The 20,019-nt window shown below is 58.6% G+C and carries 20 protein-coding genes and 1 tRNA gene; 12 read left to right on the forward strand and 9 right to left on the reverse strand.

What is annotated here, in order from left to right; all coding sequences use genetic code 11:
• Positions 1–67 precede the first annotated feature (67 nt).
• Complete coding sequence (locus K5R33_RS10700) at positions 68–943, forward strand: YihY/virulence factor BrkB family protein (RefSeq protein WP_220749014.1); 876 nt, start codon at positions 68–70, stop codon at positions 941–943.
• A gap of 144 nt (positions 944–1,087) precedes the next feature.
• On the opposite strand, the gene K5R33_RS10705 is transcribed toward K5R33_RS10700, so the two are convergent.
• Both K5R33_RS10705 and K5R33_RS10710 read right to left on the reverse strand, forming a co-directional pair.
• On the reverse strand, positions 1,088–2,002 hold the full coding sequence (locus K5R33_RS10705) for a DUF5666 domain-containing protein (protein ID WP_220749015.1): 915 nt from the start codon (positions 2,000–2,002) through the stop codon (positions 1,088–1,090).
• Entirely contained in the window at positions 1,989–2,849 is an 861-nt protein-coding gene (locus tag K5R33_RS10710) for a DUF6502 family protein (protein ID WP_220749016.1), read from the reverse strand. Before K5R33_RS10710 ends, K5R33_RS10705 begins: the two co-directional genes overlap by 14 nt.
• 116 nt (positions 2,850–2,965) lie before the next feature.
• Between K5R33_RS10710 and K5R33_RS10715 the strand changes: the two genes are divergently transcribed.
• Complete coding sequence (locus tag K5R33_RS10715; RefSeq protein WP_220749017.1) at positions 2,966–3,454, forward strand: fasciclin domain-containing protein; 489 nt, start codon at positions 2,966–2,968, stop codon at positions 3,452–3,454.
• Between the two features lie 250 nt (positions 3,455–3,704).
• Here the strand turns inward: K5R33_RS10715 and K5R33_RS10720 are convergent, their stop codons facing one another.
• On the reverse strand, positions 3,705–4,799 hold the full coding sequence (locus tag K5R33_RS10720; RefSeq protein ID WP_220749018.1) for a tyrosine-type recombinase/integrase: 1,095 nt from the start codon (positions 4,797–4,799) through the stop codon (positions 3,705–3,707).
• Between the two features lie 367 nt (positions 4,800–5,166).
• On the opposite strand from K5R33_RS10720, the gene K5R33_RS10725 reads away from it, so the two are divergent.
• The 6 genes from K5R33_RS10725 to K5R33_RS10750 all read left to right on the forward strand — a co-directional run bounded on the left by K5R33_RS10725 (position 5,167) and on the right by K5R33_RS10750 (position 10,869).
• A complete protein-coding gene (locus K5R33_RS10725; protein ID WP_220749019.1) occupies positions 5,167–5,589 on the forward strand; it encodes a helix-turn-helix domain-containing protein in 423 nt (140 codons plus the stop codon).
• 355 nt (positions 5,590–5,944) lie between these two features.
• Positions 5,945–7,279 carry an ATP-binding protein gene (locus tag K5R33_RS10730; protein WP_220749020.1) on the forward strand — a complete coding sequence of 445 codons (1,335 nt, stop codon included), beginning with the start codon at positions 5,945–5,947 and terminating at the stop codon, positions 7,277–7,279.
• Entirely contained in the window at positions 7,276–8,235 is a 960-nt protein-coding gene (locus K5R33_RS10735) for an O-methyltransferase (RefSeq protein WP_220749021.1), read from the forward strand. Before K5R33_RS10730 ends, K5R33_RS10735 begins: the two co-directional genes overlap by 4 nt.
• A gap of 78 nt (positions 8,236–8,313) precedes the next feature.
• Positions 8,314–9,396, forward strand: a complete 1,083-nt coding sequence (locus K5R33_RS10740) for a DNA cytosine methyltransferase (protein WP_220749022.1) — start codon at positions 8,314–8,316, stop codon at positions 9,394–9,396.
• Positions 9,397–9,476: 80 nt separating this feature from the next.
• Positions 9,477–9,767, forward strand: a complete 291-nt coding sequence (locus K5R33_RS10745) for a HigA family addiction module antitoxin (protein ID WP_220749023.1) — start codon at positions 9,477–9,479, stop codon at positions 9,765–9,767.
• Between the two features lie 136 nt (positions 9,768–9,903).
• The gene (locus K5R33_RS10750; protein WP_220749024.1) at positions 9,904–10,869 is read left to right on the forward strand and encodes a class-II aminoacyl-tRNA synthetase family protein; all 966 of its coding nucleotides are present in this window, start codon (positions 9,904–9,906) and stop codon (positions 10,867–10,869) included.
• Here K5R33_RS10750 and K5R33_RS10755 read toward each other — a convergent pair.
• From K5R33_RS10755 to K5R33_RS10780, 6 genes are all read right to left on the reverse strand, one after another.
• On the reverse strand, positions 10,859–11,812 hold the full coding sequence (locus tag K5R33_RS10755) for a hypothetical protein (RefSeq protein ID WP_220749025.1): 954 nt from the start codon (positions 11,810–11,812) through the stop codon (positions 10,859–10,861). The two genes, K5R33_RS10750 and K5R33_RS10755, sit on opposite strands and share 11 nt — an antisense overlap.
• 178 nt (positions 11,813–11,990) lie before the next feature.
• Positions 11,991–13,544 carry a relaxase/mobilization nuclease domain-containing protein gene (locus K5R33_RS10760; RefSeq protein ID WP_220749026.1) on the reverse strand — a complete coding sequence of 518 codons (1,554 nt, stop codon included), beginning with the start codon at positions 13,542–13,544 and terminating at the stop codon, positions 11,991–11,993.
• Complete coding sequence (locus K5R33_RS10765) at positions 13,538–14,011, reverse strand: plasmid mobilization protein (protein WP_255588443.1); 474 nt, start codon at positions 14,009–14,011, stop codon at positions 13,538–13,540. The genes K5R33_RS10760 and K5R33_RS10765 overlap by 7 nt, the downstream gene beginning before the upstream one ends.
• Positions 14,008–14,862 carry a hypothetical protein gene (locus K5R33_RS10770; RefSeq protein WP_220749027.1) on the reverse strand — a complete coding sequence of 285 codons (855 nt, stop codon included), beginning with the start codon at positions 14,860–14,862 and terminating at the stop codon, positions 14,008–14,010. The genes K5R33_RS10765 and K5R33_RS10770 overlap by 4 nt, the downstream gene beginning before the upstream one ends.
• A 155-nt stretch (positions 14,863–15,017) precedes the next feature.
• A tRNA-Arg gene (locus K5R33_RS10775) sits at positions 15,018–15,094 on the reverse strand.
• Between the two features lie 55 nt (positions 15,095–15,149).
• Positions 15,150–16,049, reverse strand: a complete 900-nt coding sequence (locus tag K5R33_RS10780) for a MurR/RpiR family transcriptional regulator (protein ID WP_255576316.1) — start codon at positions 16,047–16,049, stop codon at positions 15,150–15,152.
• Positions 16,050–16,138: 89 nt separating this feature from the next.
• Between K5R33_RS10780 and K5R33_RS10785 the strand changes: the two genes are divergently transcribed.
• The 4 genes from K5R33_RS10785 to K5R33_RS10800 all read left to right on the forward strand — a co-directional run bounded on the left by K5R33_RS10785 (position 16,139) and on the right by K5R33_RS10800 (position 19,987).
• Positions 16,139–16,915: an N-formylglutamate amidohydrolase gene (locus K5R33_RS10785; RefSeq protein ID WP_220749028.1), complete on the forward strand. Its 777-nt coding sequence runs from the start codon at positions 16,139–16,141 to the stop codon at positions 16,913–16,915.
• Positions 16,903–17,493: a TRAP transporter small permease subunit gene (locus tag K5R33_RS10790; RefSeq protein WP_220749029.1), complete on the forward strand. Its 591-nt coding sequence runs from the start codon at positions 16,903–16,905 to the stop codon at positions 17,491–17,493. The genes K5R33_RS10785 and K5R33_RS10790 overlap by 13 nt, the downstream gene beginning before the upstream one ends.
• The gene (locus tag K5R33_RS10795) at positions 17,483–18,808 is read left to right on the forward strand and encodes a TRAP transporter large permease (RefSeq protein ID WP_220749030.1); all 1,326 of its coding nucleotides are present in this window, start codon (positions 17,483–17,485) and stop codon (positions 18,806–18,808) included. Before K5R33_RS10790 ends, K5R33_RS10795 begins: the two co-directional genes overlap by 11 nt.
• A gap of 150 nt (positions 18,809–18,958) precedes the next feature.
• Positions 18,959–19,987: a TRAP transporter substrate-binding protein gene (locus tag K5R33_RS10800; RefSeq protein WP_220749031.1), complete on the forward strand. Its 1,029-nt coding sequence runs from the start codon at positions 18,959–18,961 to the stop codon at positions 19,985–19,987.
• Positions 19,988–20,019 lie beyond the last annotated feature (32 nt).

Consider the following 20,019-nt stretch of genomic DNA (forward strand, 5'->3'; position numbering starts at 1 on the left):
TCAAGGAGTTGGGCGCGCCAAGAGCATCTGGACCGCGCCGCACGCGCTCGGACCGAAAGGACGGCCCATGACCTGGAAACATCTGCCGCGCGCGCCGGTCTGGCTGGCCGTGGCCCTGCGGATCTGGGCGGCGATTGACGAAAAGCGCCTGCCCTTGGTGGCGGCAGGGATTGCGTTCTACGGCATCTTGGCGCTGTTCCCCGCCATCGCGGCTGTCATCGCCCTATGGGGGTTGATCGGTGATCCCGGAGCGGTCTTGCCGCAGATCGAACCTTTCCGAGGGATCTTGCCGGACGATGTCTTTGCCATCATCGCGGGCCAGGTGAGCACCCTGGCCGTGACGGATTCCGGGACGTTGGGCTGGGCGACGGGCGTGTCGCTGGCGCTGGCGCTATGGTCCACGCGCGCGGGGGTCTATGCGCTGATCCAGGGCATCAATGCCGTCTACGGGGAGCGGAACCGAAGGGGCCTGATGCTCTATGTCCATGGGTTGGTGCTGACCCTTGCGCTGGTGGTGGTCGCGCTTGTGGCGATTGCCGCGATTTTGGTGACGCCCGTCGTCCTGGCCTTCGTGCCGCTAGGCCCGTTGGCGGAGTTCGGTCTCCAGGCGGCGCGCTGGGGCCTGGCCATTGCGGTGCTCTTGGCGGGGACGGGCATCGTCTATCGCTTTGGCCCGAACCGGCGAATGGTCCAGCTTGGCTGGGTGTCGCCCGGCGCGGTTTTGGCCGTGATGCTTTGGGGGGCGGCGTCCTACGGGTTCTCGGCCTATCTCTCGGCGTTTGGAACCTACAATGAGGTCTATGGCTCCATCGGCGCGGTGATCGCCTTGCTGATGTGGCTGTTCATCTCGGGGTTCCTGTTGCTGCTCGGGGCGGCGGTCAACGCGGAGTTGGAGCGGCACCGGGATATGTCGCTGTCCGATGATCCCGCAGGTCAGGCCTGAGGGCATGTGATCGGGTTGGCGTGTCGTCGGATCGTCGTTCTGCGGTGGTTCCTTCGCCGTCTTCATCGGACGCAGGCGCACTGACGGAGCCTTATGACACACCGAGGTAGGCCTTGGCCGCAAAGATGTGATGGGGCGCTGGTGTCAGGAGCGCGAAGCAAGCGCGCCGAGGATCGCGGCGCGCCGTCGCGTATCCTCGGGCAGGGGCAGCGCCTGATCGGCGGCAAAGGTGCCCCTGTACGCGCCACTGAACAGCGCGCGGCCCTGGGCAAGGTTTGATAGGTTCAAGTTTCGCGCGAAGCTATGGCCCAGGCCAGAAATGCGGAACCCGGGGGCGGCGTTGCTCGGCTCCAGGAACCCTTCGACGGCGAGGCGCCGCAGACGACCCGCCGCCCCCGTGAAACGACCCGTCTCGGACTGCTGCACCTGGAATAGGCCGCGGGCCGGATCATAGCGCCCGAACGCCGTCGCGAAACTGCCGCTGGGCGGGCGCCCTGGCAGGCGGGCCACGGGCACCGCGCCAATGCGGGTGGCCCCCTGCCCACGGGAGACATCGCCCGATACCAGATCCAGGGGGGAGCGTGCCGGGGAGAGGCGGCTGGCGATCACCTCTGTCCCGCGCCACAGGCCCGAGACGGCCACGCGGCTGCCAGGGCGCACCGACCGCAGGCCGCTGTCCAAGGTGACCGTGACGCCGTTGACCGTGACCTGGCGCGCGCTGGCGGCGGTTACGGTGCCCACTACGGGCTGTGTCACATGGATCCGCCGCGCGACCAGTGACCCGACCGATCCCGCCGCCTCGACCGTCAGACTATCGCCCCGTGTCAGAGCTGCGGCAGGCAGCGCGCCAAAGGCATCGGTGATCCGGGTGCCGTCGTCGGTCGTCAGCGCGCGACCCGCCACAACCAGCCCGCCGACCTCGGTTGCGATGCCGACGATACCGGTGCCGCCGATCCCGCCCTCTATCTCTCGCTCTTGGGTCCAGCCGACACCAGGCAGCAAGGCCGCAGCCCCGCCGCCGAAGACACAGGTCCGCCGCGTGAACTTACTGGTCGTCATCGGGTTCCTGTCCTTCGGTCTTCGCGGGCTGGGTCTGGGCCGTCTCATCTTCACTGTAGAAGAAAATGCCGAAGCGAAAGCGGTGGCTGGCCTCCGGGTCCGTCGGGTCGGCGGTTTGCAGCGCGGCTGCCTTGGCGTTCACCCTGCGCAGGGCATCTGTGGCAATGGCACGGGCCTCTGCCTCGACATCTCGCAGGGCCTCTGCGTCCAAGGCATTGTAAAAGACGGCCCGTTCCAAGTGGGGTGGCGTGTCGGACAAGATGTTCGTCACGGCGGCATCCACATGGTCTCCTAGGTTATGGGCAAAGAAGTGCAGCCGCTGGTCCATGTCCGCCGGGGCCACCAACCCTTCCAGCAGAAGGTGGACGCGGTCTTCGGCGATGGTCAGGATGCCCTGCCGCGCCAGTTCGTCTAGGACGGTGCGGGGCCGGACGTCGCGGCTGACGGATTGCACCAGCGCCTCAAAACTAGGCCCCGCCTCGGCGTTGCGCGGGATCGGCACCGGGCGACCGTCGGCATCGACATATCCCGTGCTCGACAGCCACCGGCCAACGACCGTGCTGAGCATGGAGGCCTTGCGCTGGTCCGTCTGATCCGAGGTGTCAGAGAGACTCCGGAAGGCTTTCACGTCGCGGCGATGGACCCCTGTCATCACACTGATCCGACTGTCGGTGCCGTCCTGCCCGAGCATCTCGGTCGCGACCTCGACATAGGTTTGTTTCACCAACCGATAAAAGGCTGTCACCGTGACATTCTGGGAAATGAGCGCACGTACCAAGGGTCGCAGGATCCTGCGGATCGCACGGTCGAAAGCGCCTGCCTTGCTGAAAGGATCGGTGTCTCCCATGGGCTCAACATGGGCAGTGTGGAATTTTTTTCCACGGGAAAATGGCATCAGGACTGGACGAAGTGTCGCGCCGGGATACGTGGGACATTATCACACGCCATGAGATGGAGAGACCCATGACCGTTACCACATTCTTCAAAGCAGGGCTTCTGGCCGCGGGACTGGCCCTTTCGGGCTGCGTCAGCACAGCGCCATCCGCGCCCGATATCGTCGATGTGGCTCAGTCTGCCGGAACGTTTGAGACCCTGGTGGCCGCCGTGAGCGCCGCCGATCTTGTGGGCACGCTGAAATCGGATGGTCCGTTCACAGTCTTCGCGCCCACCGATGCCGCCTTTGCCGCGTTGCCAGCGGGGACCGTTGAGACGTTGCTGCGTCCTGAGAACAAGGACCAGCTTGTGTCCATTCTGACGTACCACGTTCTGCCCGCCGAAGTGCGCGCGGCTGACCTTGCTGGCCTGCGCCTGAGCCCTGAAACCGTCAACGGCAAAACCCTCCATGTGGACGGTCGCAACGGCGTGACGGTAAACGGAGCCACCGTGATCCAGGCTGATATCGAGGCTTCTAATGGCGTCATCCACGTGATTGATCAGGTCCTGCTGCCGTAACACGCGTCCTTGACGGCAGGCTTGAGCCTGGGGGCCATTGCCCCCGCCGTAATGGCTAACACCCGCCCTCCTCGCCTCTCGCGAGGAGGGACCTTCGCGTAGCCCGCGGCCATCACAACGTTCAGGCGGCCGAGCGCTAGCCTGCGCGAGACGAAGCTAATGGATTCAGGGGGCAAGACTATCGCAAGGTGGCGACCCCGGCAGGATTCGAACCTGCAACCTGCCCCTTAGGAGGGAACCGTTCATAGCGCTATTCCTTCTGTGATTTCTTGCTCTTGGGTGTTTGTACAGTGGCCGCTTGTACGTGGTTTGTACGAAAACGGGCCCTGACATCGGCCTCATCAGTCTCTGCGTGGGCGTAGATACGCATGGGCAAATTGGGGTCAGACCAGCGCCCAGCCTTGGCTGCTGTTACCGGATCGACGCCTTGCCGGACTACCAATTCGGTGAAGAACCCATGCCGTCCGGCAGGGTGCGCCGAGAGGTACGGGATGCCTGCGCTCTTGCAGATCGTCTTCCAACGCGTGTTGTAGCCTGTTGAGCTCCCATAACCGAAAACACGCGGCTTCATGAACTTTCCAGTCTTTCGATTCTTGGGACGTTTTGGTGGCAATGCCAGCAGCTCGTCCATCATCTGGGGCGAAACGGTGATCCAGCTTTCCGGATGTCCTTTCTGCGCCTTCACCCTGACCTTGTTCTCGGCGGGACGCAGATCGTCAGGCTCAATCGAGACAGCCTGATCGATCCGCGCCGCCGTCTCGAACATGAACCGGACCAAAGCGGCGTTGTAGAGATCGGCGGCTCGGCAAAACGCTTCAATCCATTCCTTGTCAGCGGGCTTGCGTTCAACCCGGCTGAGCTTCCCCCGGCGCTTGTCCTGGGCAATGCGCTCGAATTTGTCGTAGGGCTTCACTCGAATGAGCGGCGTCCCTTCCAGCTCGTGCGCGTTGTTGATGACCGCACTCGCCGGCGTCACGATCTCGCGCCACCACGTGTCGGTCGATGCCTTCGGTTTAAGTTTAGGGCCAAGTCCCTTCAGAAGCGCACCAGAGATCGCGCCTAAGGGCATGTCGCCAATCTCCTCGACAATGGGGATGAGCTGCTTCGCGGTCTTGGGGGAAGCATTGTAGAGCATAATCGCATCCGAGAACGTCTTGCTCGGCTCATCGCCAACGACATGGCGGCGTATTTGAAGCTCGGTCTCGCGATTTATCCAGTCCCGTGCGCCCGCTTCTGTAGATGCCTTAGTGCTTCGCCGGTATGGGCCTGCGATTGGCCTGCCGTTGTACTCGACCCAGCCCTTAGCCCAGAAGAAGCGACCCCTCTTGTAGATTTGGAGCGGCATGCCTGGCCTCCTTCAAAAATCTTGTCGATCTGCGCGGGTGTGATGAGCATAGTGCGCCCCAAGCGGTAGAATGCGCCGGTGTCGTTGGCCCGCTCCCGCAGCGTGCGCTCGGAGATGTCAATGCCCATGCCGGACATAACTTCGACCCATTGGGCAGGCGTCTTACCAAGCCCCAGGATTTGCGAGCTGTCTGATTTGTCGGTCTCTGCCATTTCAGTCATCCTTGTCCACCTGAGTTGAATCTTGCGTACGCATAGAATCGCTTGTTTGGAACCTTCTGACGTGATCAGATGGATCAAAACGGAAATGTGCGTCATTTTGTGCGATATTTATACAAAATTGCGCTTTCGTCAATTGGGAAGTCGGAATGGCGCAAGAAGATGCTGATATATTCGCGGAAGTAGGTGCACGCCTAGCCATCTCGCGTAGCGAAATTGGCGTTTCACAGGCCGCGATGGCGGAAGCGATTGGCGTCTCACATCGGGCATATCATAGCTATGAAAAGGGCAAGCGAGGCATTCCAGTGGAGGCGCTGATCAAGATGCACGGCCGATACGAAGTCGACGTTGCTTGGTTGCTGCTTGGCACGAAATCGATCCGCGTCGGTCATGATTTCGATGCGTTGAAACGGATCGAAGCCTCGCTCGATCAGTACGTAGAACAGGCTGGCATCAAAATCAGAAGTGAGAAGCGTGGAGCCATCGTTGCACGATGGTACCAGTCACATGTCGAGGGGCGAGACGTAACGGATGATGACGTTCATACTTGGATAGAACTCGTAAGGGAGTAGCAAAATGCAAGTACCAAGCGACAACTGGACAAAGCATAGGCGCATTACACTTGAGCGCGTTTTGCGCATGACCACTGATCCTATGCGGCCATTGATAGCGGTCTTTGCGGCAATGTGTGCAATATATCTGTTTGGGTTTGCTAGGTTTTCCCTTTTTCCAGTACAATCAGGTGCTTATTCATTGTTCGACGCTGGGCAAATCTTGTCCACGGCGATATCAGGCATTGTGGTCTTCTTTCTGGTGAGCGCTATCGCGGTACTTGCGTTCATCAACCACCGGATTGAACGGATGCTCTATGAATTTGACTAGCAAGAAAACCGGTTCACCCCTCAGCGGAAAGTGCGAGATGATTTGATGGCGAACGAAGAACAAGAGATCAATGCGGAGCCGACAAAAACCTTTTTTGTAGATATGCTTGTTCGAGACATTGCGTTGGAGCAAGCGGTGTTGGACCTGTTGGATAACAGCGTTGACGGCGCAAAACGAGAATCTGAGGGATCTGACGATTTCACGAATAAACGGATCGAGATCGCATTTTCATCTGATCAATTCGTGATCTGGGACAACTGTGGCGGCTTCAGTCGTGCGGTAGCACGCGACTATGCTTTCCGATTTGGTCGAGCTGCAGGCGCACGATCTACGCCGCATTCGATAGGCCAGTTCGGCGTCGGTATGAAAAGGGCGTTGTTCAAGTTCGGAAAACACTTTCGTGTAGACTCGGCAACGACAGACGAACAATGGGCCGTCGAAGTTGACGTTGCAGCGTGGGAAGCCGAACCCGGGTGGACATTTCCGTGGGCAGAACCAGACACTGCAAAGGTAGCAACAAATAAGCCTGGTACAAATATCATTGTAGGGCAACTCCGCCCTGAAGTGGCTAGTCGATTTGGTTCGCAGAACTTCGAAAACACAATTGTTGGGTTGATCAAGTCTAAACACCGTCAGTTCATTTCTGCAGGCCTAGATGTCCGCGTGAATGGCAACCGAATAGATGCGACTGACCTGAGCTTGTCGTTTTCTGATCAACTTAAGCCAGGCGTTGATGTTTTTGAACTCACCTATAACGGTGCAGCGCCGGTGAAAGTCAAAGTTATTGCCGGAGTCGGTCCCTCTATCCCGCGTGAAGCGGGGTGGTATGTGATTTGTAATGGACGAGTTGTGCTTGAAGCTGACCGACGGAATGTAACCGGTTGGGGCTTGATGGAGGAGCAGCAAAATAGGCTTCTAATTCCAGCATACCATAATCAATTTGCTCGATTTAGAGGGGTAGCTTGGTTTGACTCTGACGACTCCTCGCAAGTCCCTTGGAACACCACAAAGGATGACATCGATCAAGACAGCCCAGCATGGCAAGCAGCCTTTGAAAAAATGCAGCAGATGATGCGACCCGTAATCGACTTCTTGAACGAGTTGGACAGGGATATTGACGAGTACACACGGGAAAAGAGCCCGCTGCTGGACTTTGTGGCAAAGACGCCATTGCGGAAATCAGATACCCTTTCGGAAAAAACGGTCTTCGCTGCACCCGCTAGAGACAGTGTTCAAAAAGGCCCCAAATATGTGAAAATTCAGTACTCCCGCCCTGTCGATGATGTTGAAGTTCTCCAGGAGGAATTGGGCGTGCGATCAGCCAAAGCTGTCGGGGAGAAATCGTTCGATCTGACGCTATCCAGGTTCACCGACGAATGAGTAGTTTTCGGAAGATTAACTATTCCTTGCGACCTGCTAAGCACGCTGAACGCAAGATGATGGGTGAGCTATTTCGACGCCTCGCGGCCTTCGCACCGCTTGAAGAATATAGATACGTTGGCCTAGGCAGCGTGTGGTTTGCCGATTTTTCCCTCTACCATAAATCCCTTGGGATAGCCGATATGGTGTCCATTGAGCGCGCGACGGGCAGCAAGGCACGGTTCGAAGCCAATCGCCCGTTCAATATCCAGATGAAATTCAAGCCTACCACACAGGCACTTCCCGAACTCGATTGGAACAAACGATCAATCGTCTGGCTGGATTACGATGGCGTCTTAAGTGTAGACGTTTTGCTTGACGCACGTCTTGTGGGCAGCTCGTGCCGATCCGGTTCGATAATTGCGATTTCAGTAAACGCCGGGCGGGCGGACGAAGTAACCGCCTTTGAAGATGATCGGAATGGCCCGACGGCTTTGGAGCGTTTCAAGGTTACATTTGGACGTGAACGTGTCGCTGACAAAATCGCTGATGATGACTTACTTGGCAAACGATTTGCCAAACTGAGCAGGAGCATGATCTTGTCTGAAATTGAAGAAGCTGTCGCTCGGCGTAATGGTCAGGGTGGCCCAAAGTGCTTTTTCAATCCAATCGTCTCGTTCAGCTACAAAGACGACGCGCCAATGACCACCATTGTAGGGGTCTTGTACGATGAACCGGAGCGAGAAAATTTCGAAAGATGCCACTTCGGCGAACTGGACTTCCTCAAAGACGGCAACGAACTGGTTGATATCGAGGTTCCCAAGCTGACAATCAAAGAGATCAGGTACCTGGAGACGCAACTTCCTTTGGCTGCGGGGCATGACCTGCAGATCGAAGGCGACATACCCCAACGAGAAGCGAATTCGTTCGTGAAGCTCTATCGCTACCTACCGAACTTTGCGACGCTTGAGGTCTGAGCTGGTTAGCACCTGAACGATCGACAAATGAGGAACACTAGGCTAGAATATACGATATCAAAGAAAGAAAGATCGTAAGTGTCTATAGTAGAACTGTTTTCAGGTTGTGGAGGATTCTCTCACGGTATTGAAGCCGCTGGGTTCTCAGTTGCTGTAGCTTATGACAACGACCCGGTTCTTTCCTCATCCTACCACCGAAATTTTCCATCGACTAAACAAATTCAAGCGGACGTCTCGTTGCTGACAGCAACAGATGTCATTCAAGAAGTCTCTGGCCCTATTCTAGGCATTGTTGGTGGTCCACCATGTCAAGGTTTCAGCTCGATCGGGAAACGACGCGAAGATGACCCCAGACGGGAGCTTTTGTCACATTTTTTCAGGATCGTAAGTGAGGTTCGGCCAACATTCTTTGTGATGGAAAACGTGGTTGGACTTCAACAGGGAGCAGCCAAAGAAGTCCTGTCTGGAGCTTTGGAGCATGTATCAGACAACTTCAACATCTCTGCACCTATGGTTTTGGATGCATCAGATTTTGGTGCTGCAACCAAAAGAGAACGTGTGTTTGTTATCGGCTTTCGGAAGGAACTGCAGATTTTGTTCGGCGAAGAGCGCCTTGCTCCTTATAAAATGCCACCGACCAGCGTCGCTGACGCGATCATTGACTTGGGAGCCGCTAAAAAATCTTCAACCACCGCGCACGATGACACATGGGAAATTCCATCGGGAATGGGTCTTTCTGCGTATGCAAAGCGACTAGTCGCTGAAGATCGCAAATTTACTGGAAATATCCGAACAAAGCACACTGACGCAGTCAAGAAGCGCTTTGCAAAGGTGCCACCTGGAAAAACTGACAAAGTAGGCCGCCATCCACGGCTATCATGGGAAGGCCAGTGTCCGACTCTTCGCGCAGGGACTGGTTCTGATCGCGGTTCTTTTCAGTCGGTCCGACCACTGCACCCTGAAGAGCCTCGCGTGATTACGGTTCGCGAAGCCGCTCGCCTACAGGGGTTTCCAGACAGACACTTTTTTCACGATACGATCTGGCATTCGTTCCGTATGATCGGCAACAGCGTATCTCCGATCATGTCCTACGCACTGTTTCGCGCAATCCAGGATTGCTTAGAAGAAGCATCCGTCAATTCAGCTGTGGCTGCTGAGTAGGGCCTAGTTTTGATACTGGAGCGGCGAGAAGTACCAGTTTCAGAGCCAGTTCGATCGAGAAGGCGGTTTACGACATGAAGATGAACATACTTGAAGACCCGATGCACCCCGGTGAAGTCCTGAAAGAGCTTTACCTCGATCCCCTAGAGATGGGGGCAATCGCGTTTGCGCGGCGTCTGGGCGTGCCTCGGGCGCGGATCGAGCGGTTGATCAAGGGGACGACCGGCATCACGCCTGACACAGCGCTGCGTCTTGCCCGCGTGTTCAACACGACTCCGGCCTATTGGGTGAACTTGCAGACGAACTATGACATGGCGCGCGTGGCCAGAGAGATTGATGTCTCAGACATCGAGCCGCTTGTTGCTGCATAGAGCGAGTCGTGAGATCGAGTTGAGGCACCTTGCCGTTCAATCCTCGCTAGGCACTTCAGCTTTTTCACTTAGGCCAGCGCTTGCTTCCTGGCAAAGTCGAGTTGGACCTTATCTGTCTGAGTGCTAAGGTGCGGCCATGGATTGGCAAAAAGTAAATAAGGTACATCGATCAAGCTCAAGCTCAAGCTTCAGCTTGGACCCATTACCCTTCTTGACCGAGACTCGCCAAATCATGGAGTCGTATCCAGGCAACTATGGCTTGTCTGGTGATTTCCTTTCAGTGGTTGAAGCACTGGACAACGCAATCTCTGAAATGGCTTCTAAACTAGGAGCGGTACCACAGAGTTTCCCAGTCCTTTTGCCTATCTCAAGCTTGATTGAGAATGCTAGTATTCGCAACTTTCCACAGCAAGCCTTGCTGACTTCACGTATAACATCTCGCTGGCACAGCGAAATTAGTGACTGGCCTCGTTTGATTTCTGAAGAAGAGTCTATCCGTCGGCTTGACGACATGGTCGAAGCTTCAGGCGCGGCTTTGTCGCCGACAATCTGTTACCATTGCTTTGAGGCCTTGAAAAATACGGAACTTGATCACGAAAGCGCAACATTCACAGCCTTGGGAATGTGCCATCGTCACGAAAGTGACCATGGAGGCAGTCTGGACCGGCTGAACTCTTTTCGTATGCGAGAAATAGTTTTCTTCGGTGACAACGACATGGTCGAAAATTCGCGCGTCAAGGTAATTTTGGACTGCATCGAGATGTTCCGGAGGCTAGACCTCTCGTTTGAACTTAAAACCGCCGATGATCCGTTCTTCAAAGAAAAAATCGAAATTGACCCTGAAATGGCGTTCATTGACAACCTCAAACACGAACTTCGTGTGAAGCTACCTTACTTGGGACAGGATGTAGCCTGTATGTCATTCAACAATCATCAGCATATGTTGACGAGCATTTATGCGATTAGGAGAAAATCAGGCGGAAAAGTCAGTTCGGGATGTGTTGGAATTGGCTACGAACGAACAGCTTTTGCACTATTTTCCCAGCATGGTTTGCACTTAAAAGAGTGGCCCACCAAAGTGAAAACATCTCTTAATCTGTAGGGTCTTGGGCACTTAGCATCCCACGCATTCTGAGCCATTGCCTGTAGACTTCGTTAACTTCCTCGGCAACATTTACGAGCGTAGTTATGCGTCGACGTTGATCGGTAGTCAGTTCCTCTGGAACAAAGCCGTCTACAAAATAGTTCAAGTTCACGACTGCCAAATCTCTATCACGGCATTCGCTGCGCGGTTTTAGCGGTATGGAAACCATTCCTCGAAGAGGCTCATCCCTCAATTTCTTTTCATTGTTCATTGACTGAACAAGCTCGGGCTGGCCCAGCAGAAATGATCGCGCTGCAATGCCAGGGTGACTTTCTGGATTGCTGAATCTTGGGTCGTCCAAGGCCCAATCTGTGGTTACAGCATCGTAGCTCACAAAATCCGTTGCCTCAATTAAGCAAAGCCGTCCACCGTCTTGTTCATAGATCATCACATTTGATGTAACGCCCCTAGGAATTTCATCCGTTAACACCCCGCGAGTGAGCGTGAGGAGGTTTGTGAGTGCGCATTTAACGATTCCATCAACGAGGACCGGATCACAGTTTTCAGCCCCTAAGTAGGCTTTCGCTTCGCTGCAATAGCCCTCCATTATTTTGGCTAATTCATCAAACGTTTTCCCGGCTCGTCCGCCACTGAGTGGTCCAGTTTCAGCAACAGATTCTTGTGCAAGTGCTCCGTCGGCAATCTCGGATTTCCCCGAAATTGCACGAGCTGTCGATTCCAGCCCACCCGGTCGAAGAAGGCCAAGAACAACTGCGAGGAGAATAAGCAGTATCGCGAGCGACAGCGAGATTACCAAAAAAGTCGGTATCGAAAAAGCATACCCTAGTAGGGTCAAATCGGTACTAGGAGGTAGCCCCAGCCAACTTGGGACAGTCAAGCTACCGAGAACAACCAATACGCAAAGAACCGCCAAGAAGCCTAAATTGCTGATTTCACGCATTATTACTCGATCTATCTGTATTCCTTCGAGTGACGATAGTGCGCTTTTGTTCAATTTAAAAGGCAACTGCACGTATAATCCTGCGGGAATGCCCGCGTCAGAAAAATTTAATCAGGATTTGGTAGTTACAAGACAGCCAAAGCGGGGCAGGCAGCGAGACCAACTATCGCCTTGCGCCTCAATGCCTCAACCCTCTTTCCGCATGGGCCTCCTGGCTGTCTAGCTGTCCCTCAATCTCTCGGCGGCGGCTTTCGCTAAGGCCAAGCTCTGCTGCAAGCTCTCGTTCAGCGTCTTGTAGCTCGCCTCGTCGTTCAGCAATCCGCTCAAGGCCTGCATGGATGCGGCCTGTGAACGAATGAGCAAGGTCACGCAGTCTTTCAAGCCAGCCAGTTCCTTCTCGATCCTGCCGGTCGAGCGTGTCTCCAAGGCGGTCAAATCTCTCGCGGAGGCCTCTGAGGCCGTCACCAACCGCTCGACGCAGGCGAGCAAGTCGCGTTCCAAGGCTGTCAGCTGGGTCATCTAGTCCTCCTCGATCCGAATACAGGTGACGTGTCTCTCGCCCATCGTGCAGGCCCTGAGCCGCGTCTTCGACGGGTCCAGGATCAGCCATGTTCCCTCGGGCCGCTCGATCCTTGTCAGGCCCATCTCCGTCAGTTCCGAGCGCGTCAGATGGACCGTCCAGAAGAAGCTCGCTGCCAGCATCGAGGCGATCCCCGTCAACACCATCCCCGCGATCAGCCAAGGTGAGATCGTCAGCCAGCGGCGGATCGATCTCAGCCGCGTCTCGAACATACTCGCCGTCTCGGTCTGAAACCGGCGCGTATCGCTCGCGATGGTATGCTGCGCGGCGCCCACCATGTTCTTCAAATCGATCCTGAAGCTCTTGAGCTGGGATGAGATCGAGGCGACGTGTTCCGCGCGCATCGTGTCGAGCTCCGCGTTCAGCTTCTCGCTCAACCGGGTCGGCTTGCCAGTCTTCATGGAAAATCTCTCCTTTCAGCCGCCAGCGTTCGCCGGTCTCGGGGTCGCGTGCGGTGATGTAGGCCTTGCCGGTGCGCGGCAGGTCGAAGCCTTCGTTGGTGAGGGCCTCGACCATGCTCACACGGTCTGTGATCAGGCCCATGTCGATCTGGTCCTGTATCCAGGCGTGCAGCTCGTCCCTGCCTTGGGCACGGGTTGGGGTCTCGACGGTGTCGCGGACCTCTTGCGCGCGGTCGACGTCCATCGGATCAGCCCAGCCGTGGCGCTGGTTCATCACGTCGCGCAGGCTGTCGTAGGCGTCTTGGTAGCCAGGCGGCGCAATGTTCAGGCTCTTGCCCGTGGTCAGCTCCAGGCGCGGGGTGCAGAAGTGCAGCTCGACCCGGCCTTCGTGGCGATGGCGGACCCAGAGCACCTCATATTGCTCGGGGTCCAGCCCCGCGAAGGCCAGCCGCTCGAACTCGTCCATGACCTCCGCCTGCTGATCTTCGGTCGGGTCGTCGCTGTCGGCAAAGCTGATGACGCCTGCACGGTAGGTCCATTGGTGGCGGCTGGCGTCGATCAGAGCTTCGGTGCGCTGAGGGTTGCCACGCAGGACCTCGGGCAGTGGGTCGCGGGTGACGGTTACGGACTGGCTGTCGGCATCGTGGATCAGGTCGCGGTTGCCGTCGTACGCCAGCACGCGCTCTGCCAAGAGGTACCCGACCGGTCCTGCGCCCGCGCCGTTGCCATTGGGGAAGAACTTGATCAGCACTGCCGCGCCTCATCGAGGAGCGCGGCGAGCTGGCGTTCAATCACCACGAGGCGGCGCGCGACGGTCAGCGTGTCGAGGTCAGTGCGGCCCGCCTTTTTAGTGTGGTTCAGCCAGCGGGCAATCTGGTTGAGGTTGCCGCCGATACGCCCGACCGCAAGAACCAGTGCCGGATCGGCGCGCGGCACGGGCTTGCGGCGGCGCGCCTCGGTCAGACCAAGTGCCTCACGCAAGAGCGTCGAGGCAGGCAGGCCAGCCGCCCCAGCCTTGGCGCGCAGCTGGGCCTTTTCGGACGCTGTGCAGCGGAAGACAAAGGTCTCGGTCAGCGGCTCTTTGGCGGGGGCTATGCTCGCGGCGGTGGGGTTCGAAGGGGAGGCGTGCCGCCCCTCGCAAGGTCCCGTGTCATCGGCGCAGCCGTATGACATGGGTCGCCTTGCTGTTTGCGCTTCGGTGGGATCGGTGGTGCTCATGATCCGAGGCCTGCCGCCTGAATTTGCGCCTGCGTCACCAGCTCGGAGGCCAAGAGCGCATCGATCTGGCCGGGCGTGATGTGGCGGCAAAGCGGATGTCGATCCGTGACCCAATTCGCCAAGCCTGCCAGCATCTCGGCTTCCTTGGCCTTCGTCTCTTCTCGGCCCTTAGCGATGCCCTCGACGTAGGCGCGCCATCTCCCAGACTTGAACCAGTTGTCGGAGAAACAGACTTTCGACCGGGTGAACCCCGCGCTCTCGGTTGCGTAGGCCTTCACGGCCTGCACCAGGTCCTCGACCTCTGTCCCGGCATCTAAGATGTCCCTGATCTGACCGAGACACTCAGCCTTCCCGCGCAACCGGTCGGGCGGATAAGCGGCCAATAACTTCTTAGCTTCTTCATCCTCCACCGCCTCGCGCTCGCGCGTAGGAGGTTTATGGGTGGTTTTAGGATGGTTTGGGGGCCGTGGTGGCCCCGGTACCCCGGCCACTGTGGCCCCCGTTCCGGGTCCAGTCTGGAGGGGGTCCACTGTGGCCCCCGTCTCAATGTCGGGTTCAGCGGTCAGTTCCAGCGCCTCGATCCGGGCCAGGTCGATCCGGTAAACAACCGTGAACCCGTTCTTGCAGCCCCGCGCGCCGGTCTCGACCAGAATGCCTTCCTTCAGGAAGTGCCGGATCGTCCGCTTGACCGTCGTCTCCCCCAGCTCAGTGTGCCGCTGGATTGTCCCCTTCGAACACCAGATGCCCGACCCATCATCAGAGGCCTTGTCCGCCAGAAACATGATGATCTGCTTGCGCGTCGCACTCCCGAACTTCCGCTCCGCGCAAGCATTCGCCAGCCGCCAACTCATGAGAACGCCCCGTAAGCCGCACAGACGTACGAATTTTGTACAGGTTTTGTACGAGATTTCGGTCGTTTTTGGAGATATCGGCGGAAAACGAAACGGGCGTTTCTGCACGCTTCTACAGAACCCCTTGCAAATAAGCCATATTTTTCAGGTAGTTTTGGCGACCCCGGCAGGATTCGAACCTGCAACCTGCCCCTTAGGAGGGGGCTGCTCTATCCAGTTGAGCCACGGGGCCGTCAAGGACGTGAGTATCTTCGGGCGAGGGGGCTGTCCATTGTGTCGGCGGCGCGTCAGGTGAACTTTCGGAACAGTTTCGTTTCGTCGAACATCGTCTCTAAGCGCTCCATTCGGGCGCGGGTGTCGTCCCAGTCGACGTTTTGCACGGCGGCGATCACCGTCTCAATCAGCAGCATCGTCGTCGCCACCGAGTCCCAAGCCGATGGTACCACGATCCGGGCCGAAAAGCTGATGTCCGCCAGGCGATGCACCGGGGAGCGCCATTGGTCCGTGAATAGGATCAGTTTGGCGCCGCGCGCATGGGCCATCTCGGCCAGGCGCAGGATGTTGTTCTCATAGCGGCGGACGTCGAACAGGACGACGACATCGCCGGTCTGCGCATCCAGCAGATCGTGGGGCCAGGTGCTGGATGTCGATTGGATGTGGATGACGTCGCTGCGAATGACCTGCATGTGCAGAAACAGGTATTCGGCCAGCGTATGGGTGATCCGACCGCCAACCACATAGACCTTACGGGAACGATCCGCCATCAGCGCACAGGCCGCATCGAAGGTTTCCGGTTCGATCTGGCCCAGGGTGTGGCGGATATTGTCGATCACGGCTTCGGTGAAGCGGTTCAGAATATGGCCTGAGGGCGCGCCATCGGCCCAGGTGTCATGTTTGGCGATGGGGTTCTTGGCCTTGGCGCGGAGCTCTTCTCGTAGGTCGGCCTGGAACTCCGGATAGCCTTTGAAGCCCAGCTTTTGGACCATGCGCGCCACGGTCGGCACGGAGACGCCCGCATCCTTCGCCAGCGCTGTGAGGGGACCCAGCCCAGACGCGGGGTAGTTCTCAAGAATCGAGTCGGCCAATTGCCGTTCGGCGCGGGTCAGAGCGTCGAGCTTGGCCTGGATACGGTCCGAGATGGTCAGGTCTTGGGGCAGGGTCGCCTCCGCTTTGATCGAAAATTTCACATCACTATGGGTCGTGAGACGAATTTCTCATAATTCTGTTGACACAACGTCAGCTTGGCAAGCAGCTTGTGGCAAAGGCCGGGGGAAGAATGGCTGATTTCGCTGAACAGACCAAGCGCGCCGTTGAGGTGCTGAACCCCGGGGGGCGGTCTTCGGTGGTGCTTGTATGTGAGCATGCCTCGGCGGATATTCCGGCGTCCTACGGCGGCCTCGGGCTCTCTGCGGCCGCCCGTCAGAGCCATGTTGCGTGGGACCCCGGGGCTCTTGGCGTGGCGCGGGCGATGTCGCGGGCGTTGGGCGCGGTCTTGGTCGCCGGGCGCGTGTCACGGCTGGTGTATGATTGCAACCGCCCACCAGAGGCCCCCGACGCCATGCCCGCGCGCAGCGAGATCCATGATATTCCGGGCAATCAAACTCTGACAGAGGCAGATCGCCAGGCCCGCGTTGCCCAGGTCTATCGCCCGTTCAGGGATGCCCTGGCCCAGACCATGGCCAGCCTATCGCAGCCGGTGCTGGTCACCATTCATAGCTTTACGCCCGTCTACCACGGTGTCGCCCGGGCGGTGCAGATTGGAGTTCTGCATGACACCGACCGCCGCCTGGCCGATGCCTTGCTAGACCGCGCGGCGGACCACACCGCTTGGATGGTGGAGCGGAATGCTCCCTATGGTCCGAGCGACGGCGTGACCCACACGTTGCGGGAACATGGGCTGCCCAATGGGCACCTGAATGTCATGCTGGAAATCCGCAACGATCTGATCGTGACCGATGCCGCCCAAGCGGAGGTCGGGCGCACCATCGCCCGGTGGTTGGCCGCCGCAATGGCCGCAATGGGCCGACAGGGAGATGTGCGATGCTCGGCCTGATGCGCGGCTACATCCGAGCCGTGGACGCTGTGAACCACCGGGTTGGGCGCATGGCGATGTATCTGCTGTTCGTGCTGATGGGGATCCTGCTGTGGTCTTCGATCAGCAAGACGTTCTTCCTGCCCTCGCTCTGGACGCTGGAAATGGCCCAGTTCGTGATGGTCGGGTATTACATCCTGGGCGGGCCCTATGCGGTTCAGATGGGGTCCCACGTCCGGATGGACCTGCTCTATGGCGGCTGGTCGCTCAGGCGAAAGGCTTGGTTCGACCTCTTCACGGTCTGCATCCTGATCGTCTACCTTCTGGTGCTGCTCTATGGGGCCATCGTCTCCACGGCCTATTCGCTGGGCTACTGGAAGGACGCGCCGATCTCCTACCTGTTTGGCGTTCTCGTCGGGGCGGAAGAGGTGGGGCGCCTCGAACGCTCCTCCTCGGCGTGGCGGCCCTATATGTGGCCGATCAAGGCAGTGATGATCCTGGGCTTCGTCCTGATGCTGCTCCAATGCCTGTCGGAGTTCTGCAAGGACGTGCTGCGCCTGCACGGCGAGGATATGGGAGCGCCCGCCGATGCCCTATGAGCTGATCGCCACGCTCATGTTCTCGACCATGATGCTGATGCTGCTCACGGGGCAGAGGGTCTTTGGCGCCATCGGCTTCGTGGCGGTGGTGGCCGCGCTTCTGCTCTGGGGGGATCGGGGCGGCTATGACATCGGCTTCGCGGCGGCGATGAAGCTGATGAAGTGGTATCCGCTCCTGACCCTGCCGATGTTCATCTTCATGGGCTACGTGCTGTCCGAGAGTAAGATCGCAGACGACCTCTACCGCATGTTCCATGTCTGGATGGGGGGCCTGCGCGGCGGGCTGGCCATCGGGACCATCGGGTTGATGGTGCTGATCTCTGCCATGAATGGGTTGAGCGTGGCGGGCATGGCCATAGGTGCGACCATTGCCCTGCCGGAGCTGCTGAAGCGGGGCTATGACAAACGCATGGTCACGGGCGTGGTCCAGGCCGGGTCGTCCCTGGGCATCCTGGTGCCGCCTTCGGTCGTCCTCGTCCTCTATGCGATGATTGCGCGACAACCGGTGGGCCAACTTTGGTTGGCCGGTCTGATCCCAGGCCTCATGATGGCGGCGCTCTTCGTGGCGTATATCGCGATCCGTTGCCGCATGTCCCCCGCCCTTGGCCCCGCGCTGCCCGCCGCCGACCGCGACATGCCGCGGGCCGAGAAACTGGCGCTGTTGCGCGCGGGCCTGCTGCCCCTGGGCATCTTCGCGGTGATGATGGTGCCCTTCGTCAACGGTTGGACGTCCCTGGTCGAAAGCTCCGCCATCGGCGCCCTCGCCGCCTTCTTCGCCGCCGTCGCCAAGGGCCGTATGACGCGGGAGGTCTTCGAGAACTCCGTCCGAAACACCCTGGGTATCACCTGCATGTTCATGTGGATCATCCTGGCGGCCCTGGCCTTCGGCGCGGTCTTCGACGGCCTCGGCGCGGTCAAAGCTATCGAGAGCCTCTTCACAGAGCAACTCAACCTCAGCCCCTGGATGATCCTCATCCTGATGCAGCTCAGCTTCATCGTTATGGGCACGTTCCTCGACGATACCGCCATGCTGGTGATCGTCGCACCGCTCTATGTGCCGCTGGTGGGGGCCTTGGGCTTCGACCTCATCTGGTATGGCATCCTCTATACGATCACGACCCAGATCGCCTACATGACGCCGCCCTTCGGCTATAACCTCTTCCTGATGCGCGCCATGGCCCCGCCCGAAATTGGCCTGCGCGACATCTATGCCTCCATCACGCCCTTCGTGGCAGTGATGGTCGGGGCGCTGGCGCTGGTGATGCTGTTTCCGGGCCTGGCCCTGTGGCTGCCGGGGGTCGTCTATGGAAACTGATGCCGCCCGTCTTCGCGCTCACCGCGCAGCCACCGCACCTGGTGACCCCGCCCCGGACCTGCTCCGGGGCCCCGACTGGCTGCCATCCAAGATCAACAAACTCAGAAGCCGTTCAAACGGCCACCCCGTGTCCAACAAGGAGAATGAGTTATGACAACGAGACGTAAGTTCATCGCAGGGGCCGCCACCGCCCCTGCCGCCCTGGCCGCACCGGCGCTGGCGCAATCCACCATCACCTGGCGCCTTCAGACCTATGCAGGCGCAGCCCTCGCCGCCGAAGTCCTCGACCCGGCCATCAAGAAGTTCAACGCCATCGCGGGCGACCGTATGCAGATCGAGGTCTTCTACGCCGACCAGATCGTCCCCACCGGCGAATTGTTCCAAGCGCTCCAGCGCGGCACCATCGACGCCGTGCAATCGGACGACGACTCCATGGCCTCGCCCACCGAAGTCACCGTCTTCGGCGGCTACTTCCCCTTCGCCTCCCGCTACTCGCTCGATGTGCCGGTCCTGTTCAACAAATACGGGCTGAAAGAAATCTGGGACGCGGAATATGCGGCGGTCGGCGTGAAACACGTCTCCGCCGGGGCCTGGGACCCGTGCCATTTCGCGACCAAGGACCCGATCCGCAGCCTCGCCGACCTGGAAGGCAAGCGCATCTTCACCTTCCCCACGGCGGGCCGCTTCCTGAGCAAGTTCGGCGTAGTGCCGGTGAACCTGCCTTGGGAAGACATCGAGGTCGCAGTGCAAACGGGCGAATTGGACGGCATCGCCTGGTCCGGCATTACCGAGGACTACACCGTGGGTTGGGCCGACGTGACCAACTACTTCCTGACCAACAACATCTCGGGCGCCTGGATCGGCCACTTCTTCGCCAATATGGAGCGGTGGGAGGAGCTACCCGAAGATCTCAAGACCCTGTTCGAGGTCTGCTGCGAGCAATCCCACTACTACCGCCAGCACTGGTACTGGGGCGGCGAGGCGGATCTGCGCGTCAACGGTCCCAAGATGGAGCTGACCTCGATTCCCGATGAAGAATGGGCGCAAGTTGAAAGCGCCGCGCAGGAGTTCTGGGACGAAATCGCCGCAGAGTCCGAAACCAAGGCCCGCGTTGTCCAGATCTTTAAGGACTACAACGCCCTCATGGAAAAGGCCGGTCGCCCGTATCGCTACGGCTGATCCCAGGCGGCCTTTTCTTCTAGAAGAAAAGT

This window comes from Jannaschia pagri, assembly GCF_019655435.1.
GTDB lineage: Bacteria > Pseudomonadota > Alphaproteobacteria > Rhodobacterales > Rhodobacteraceae > Jannaschia > Jannaschia pagri.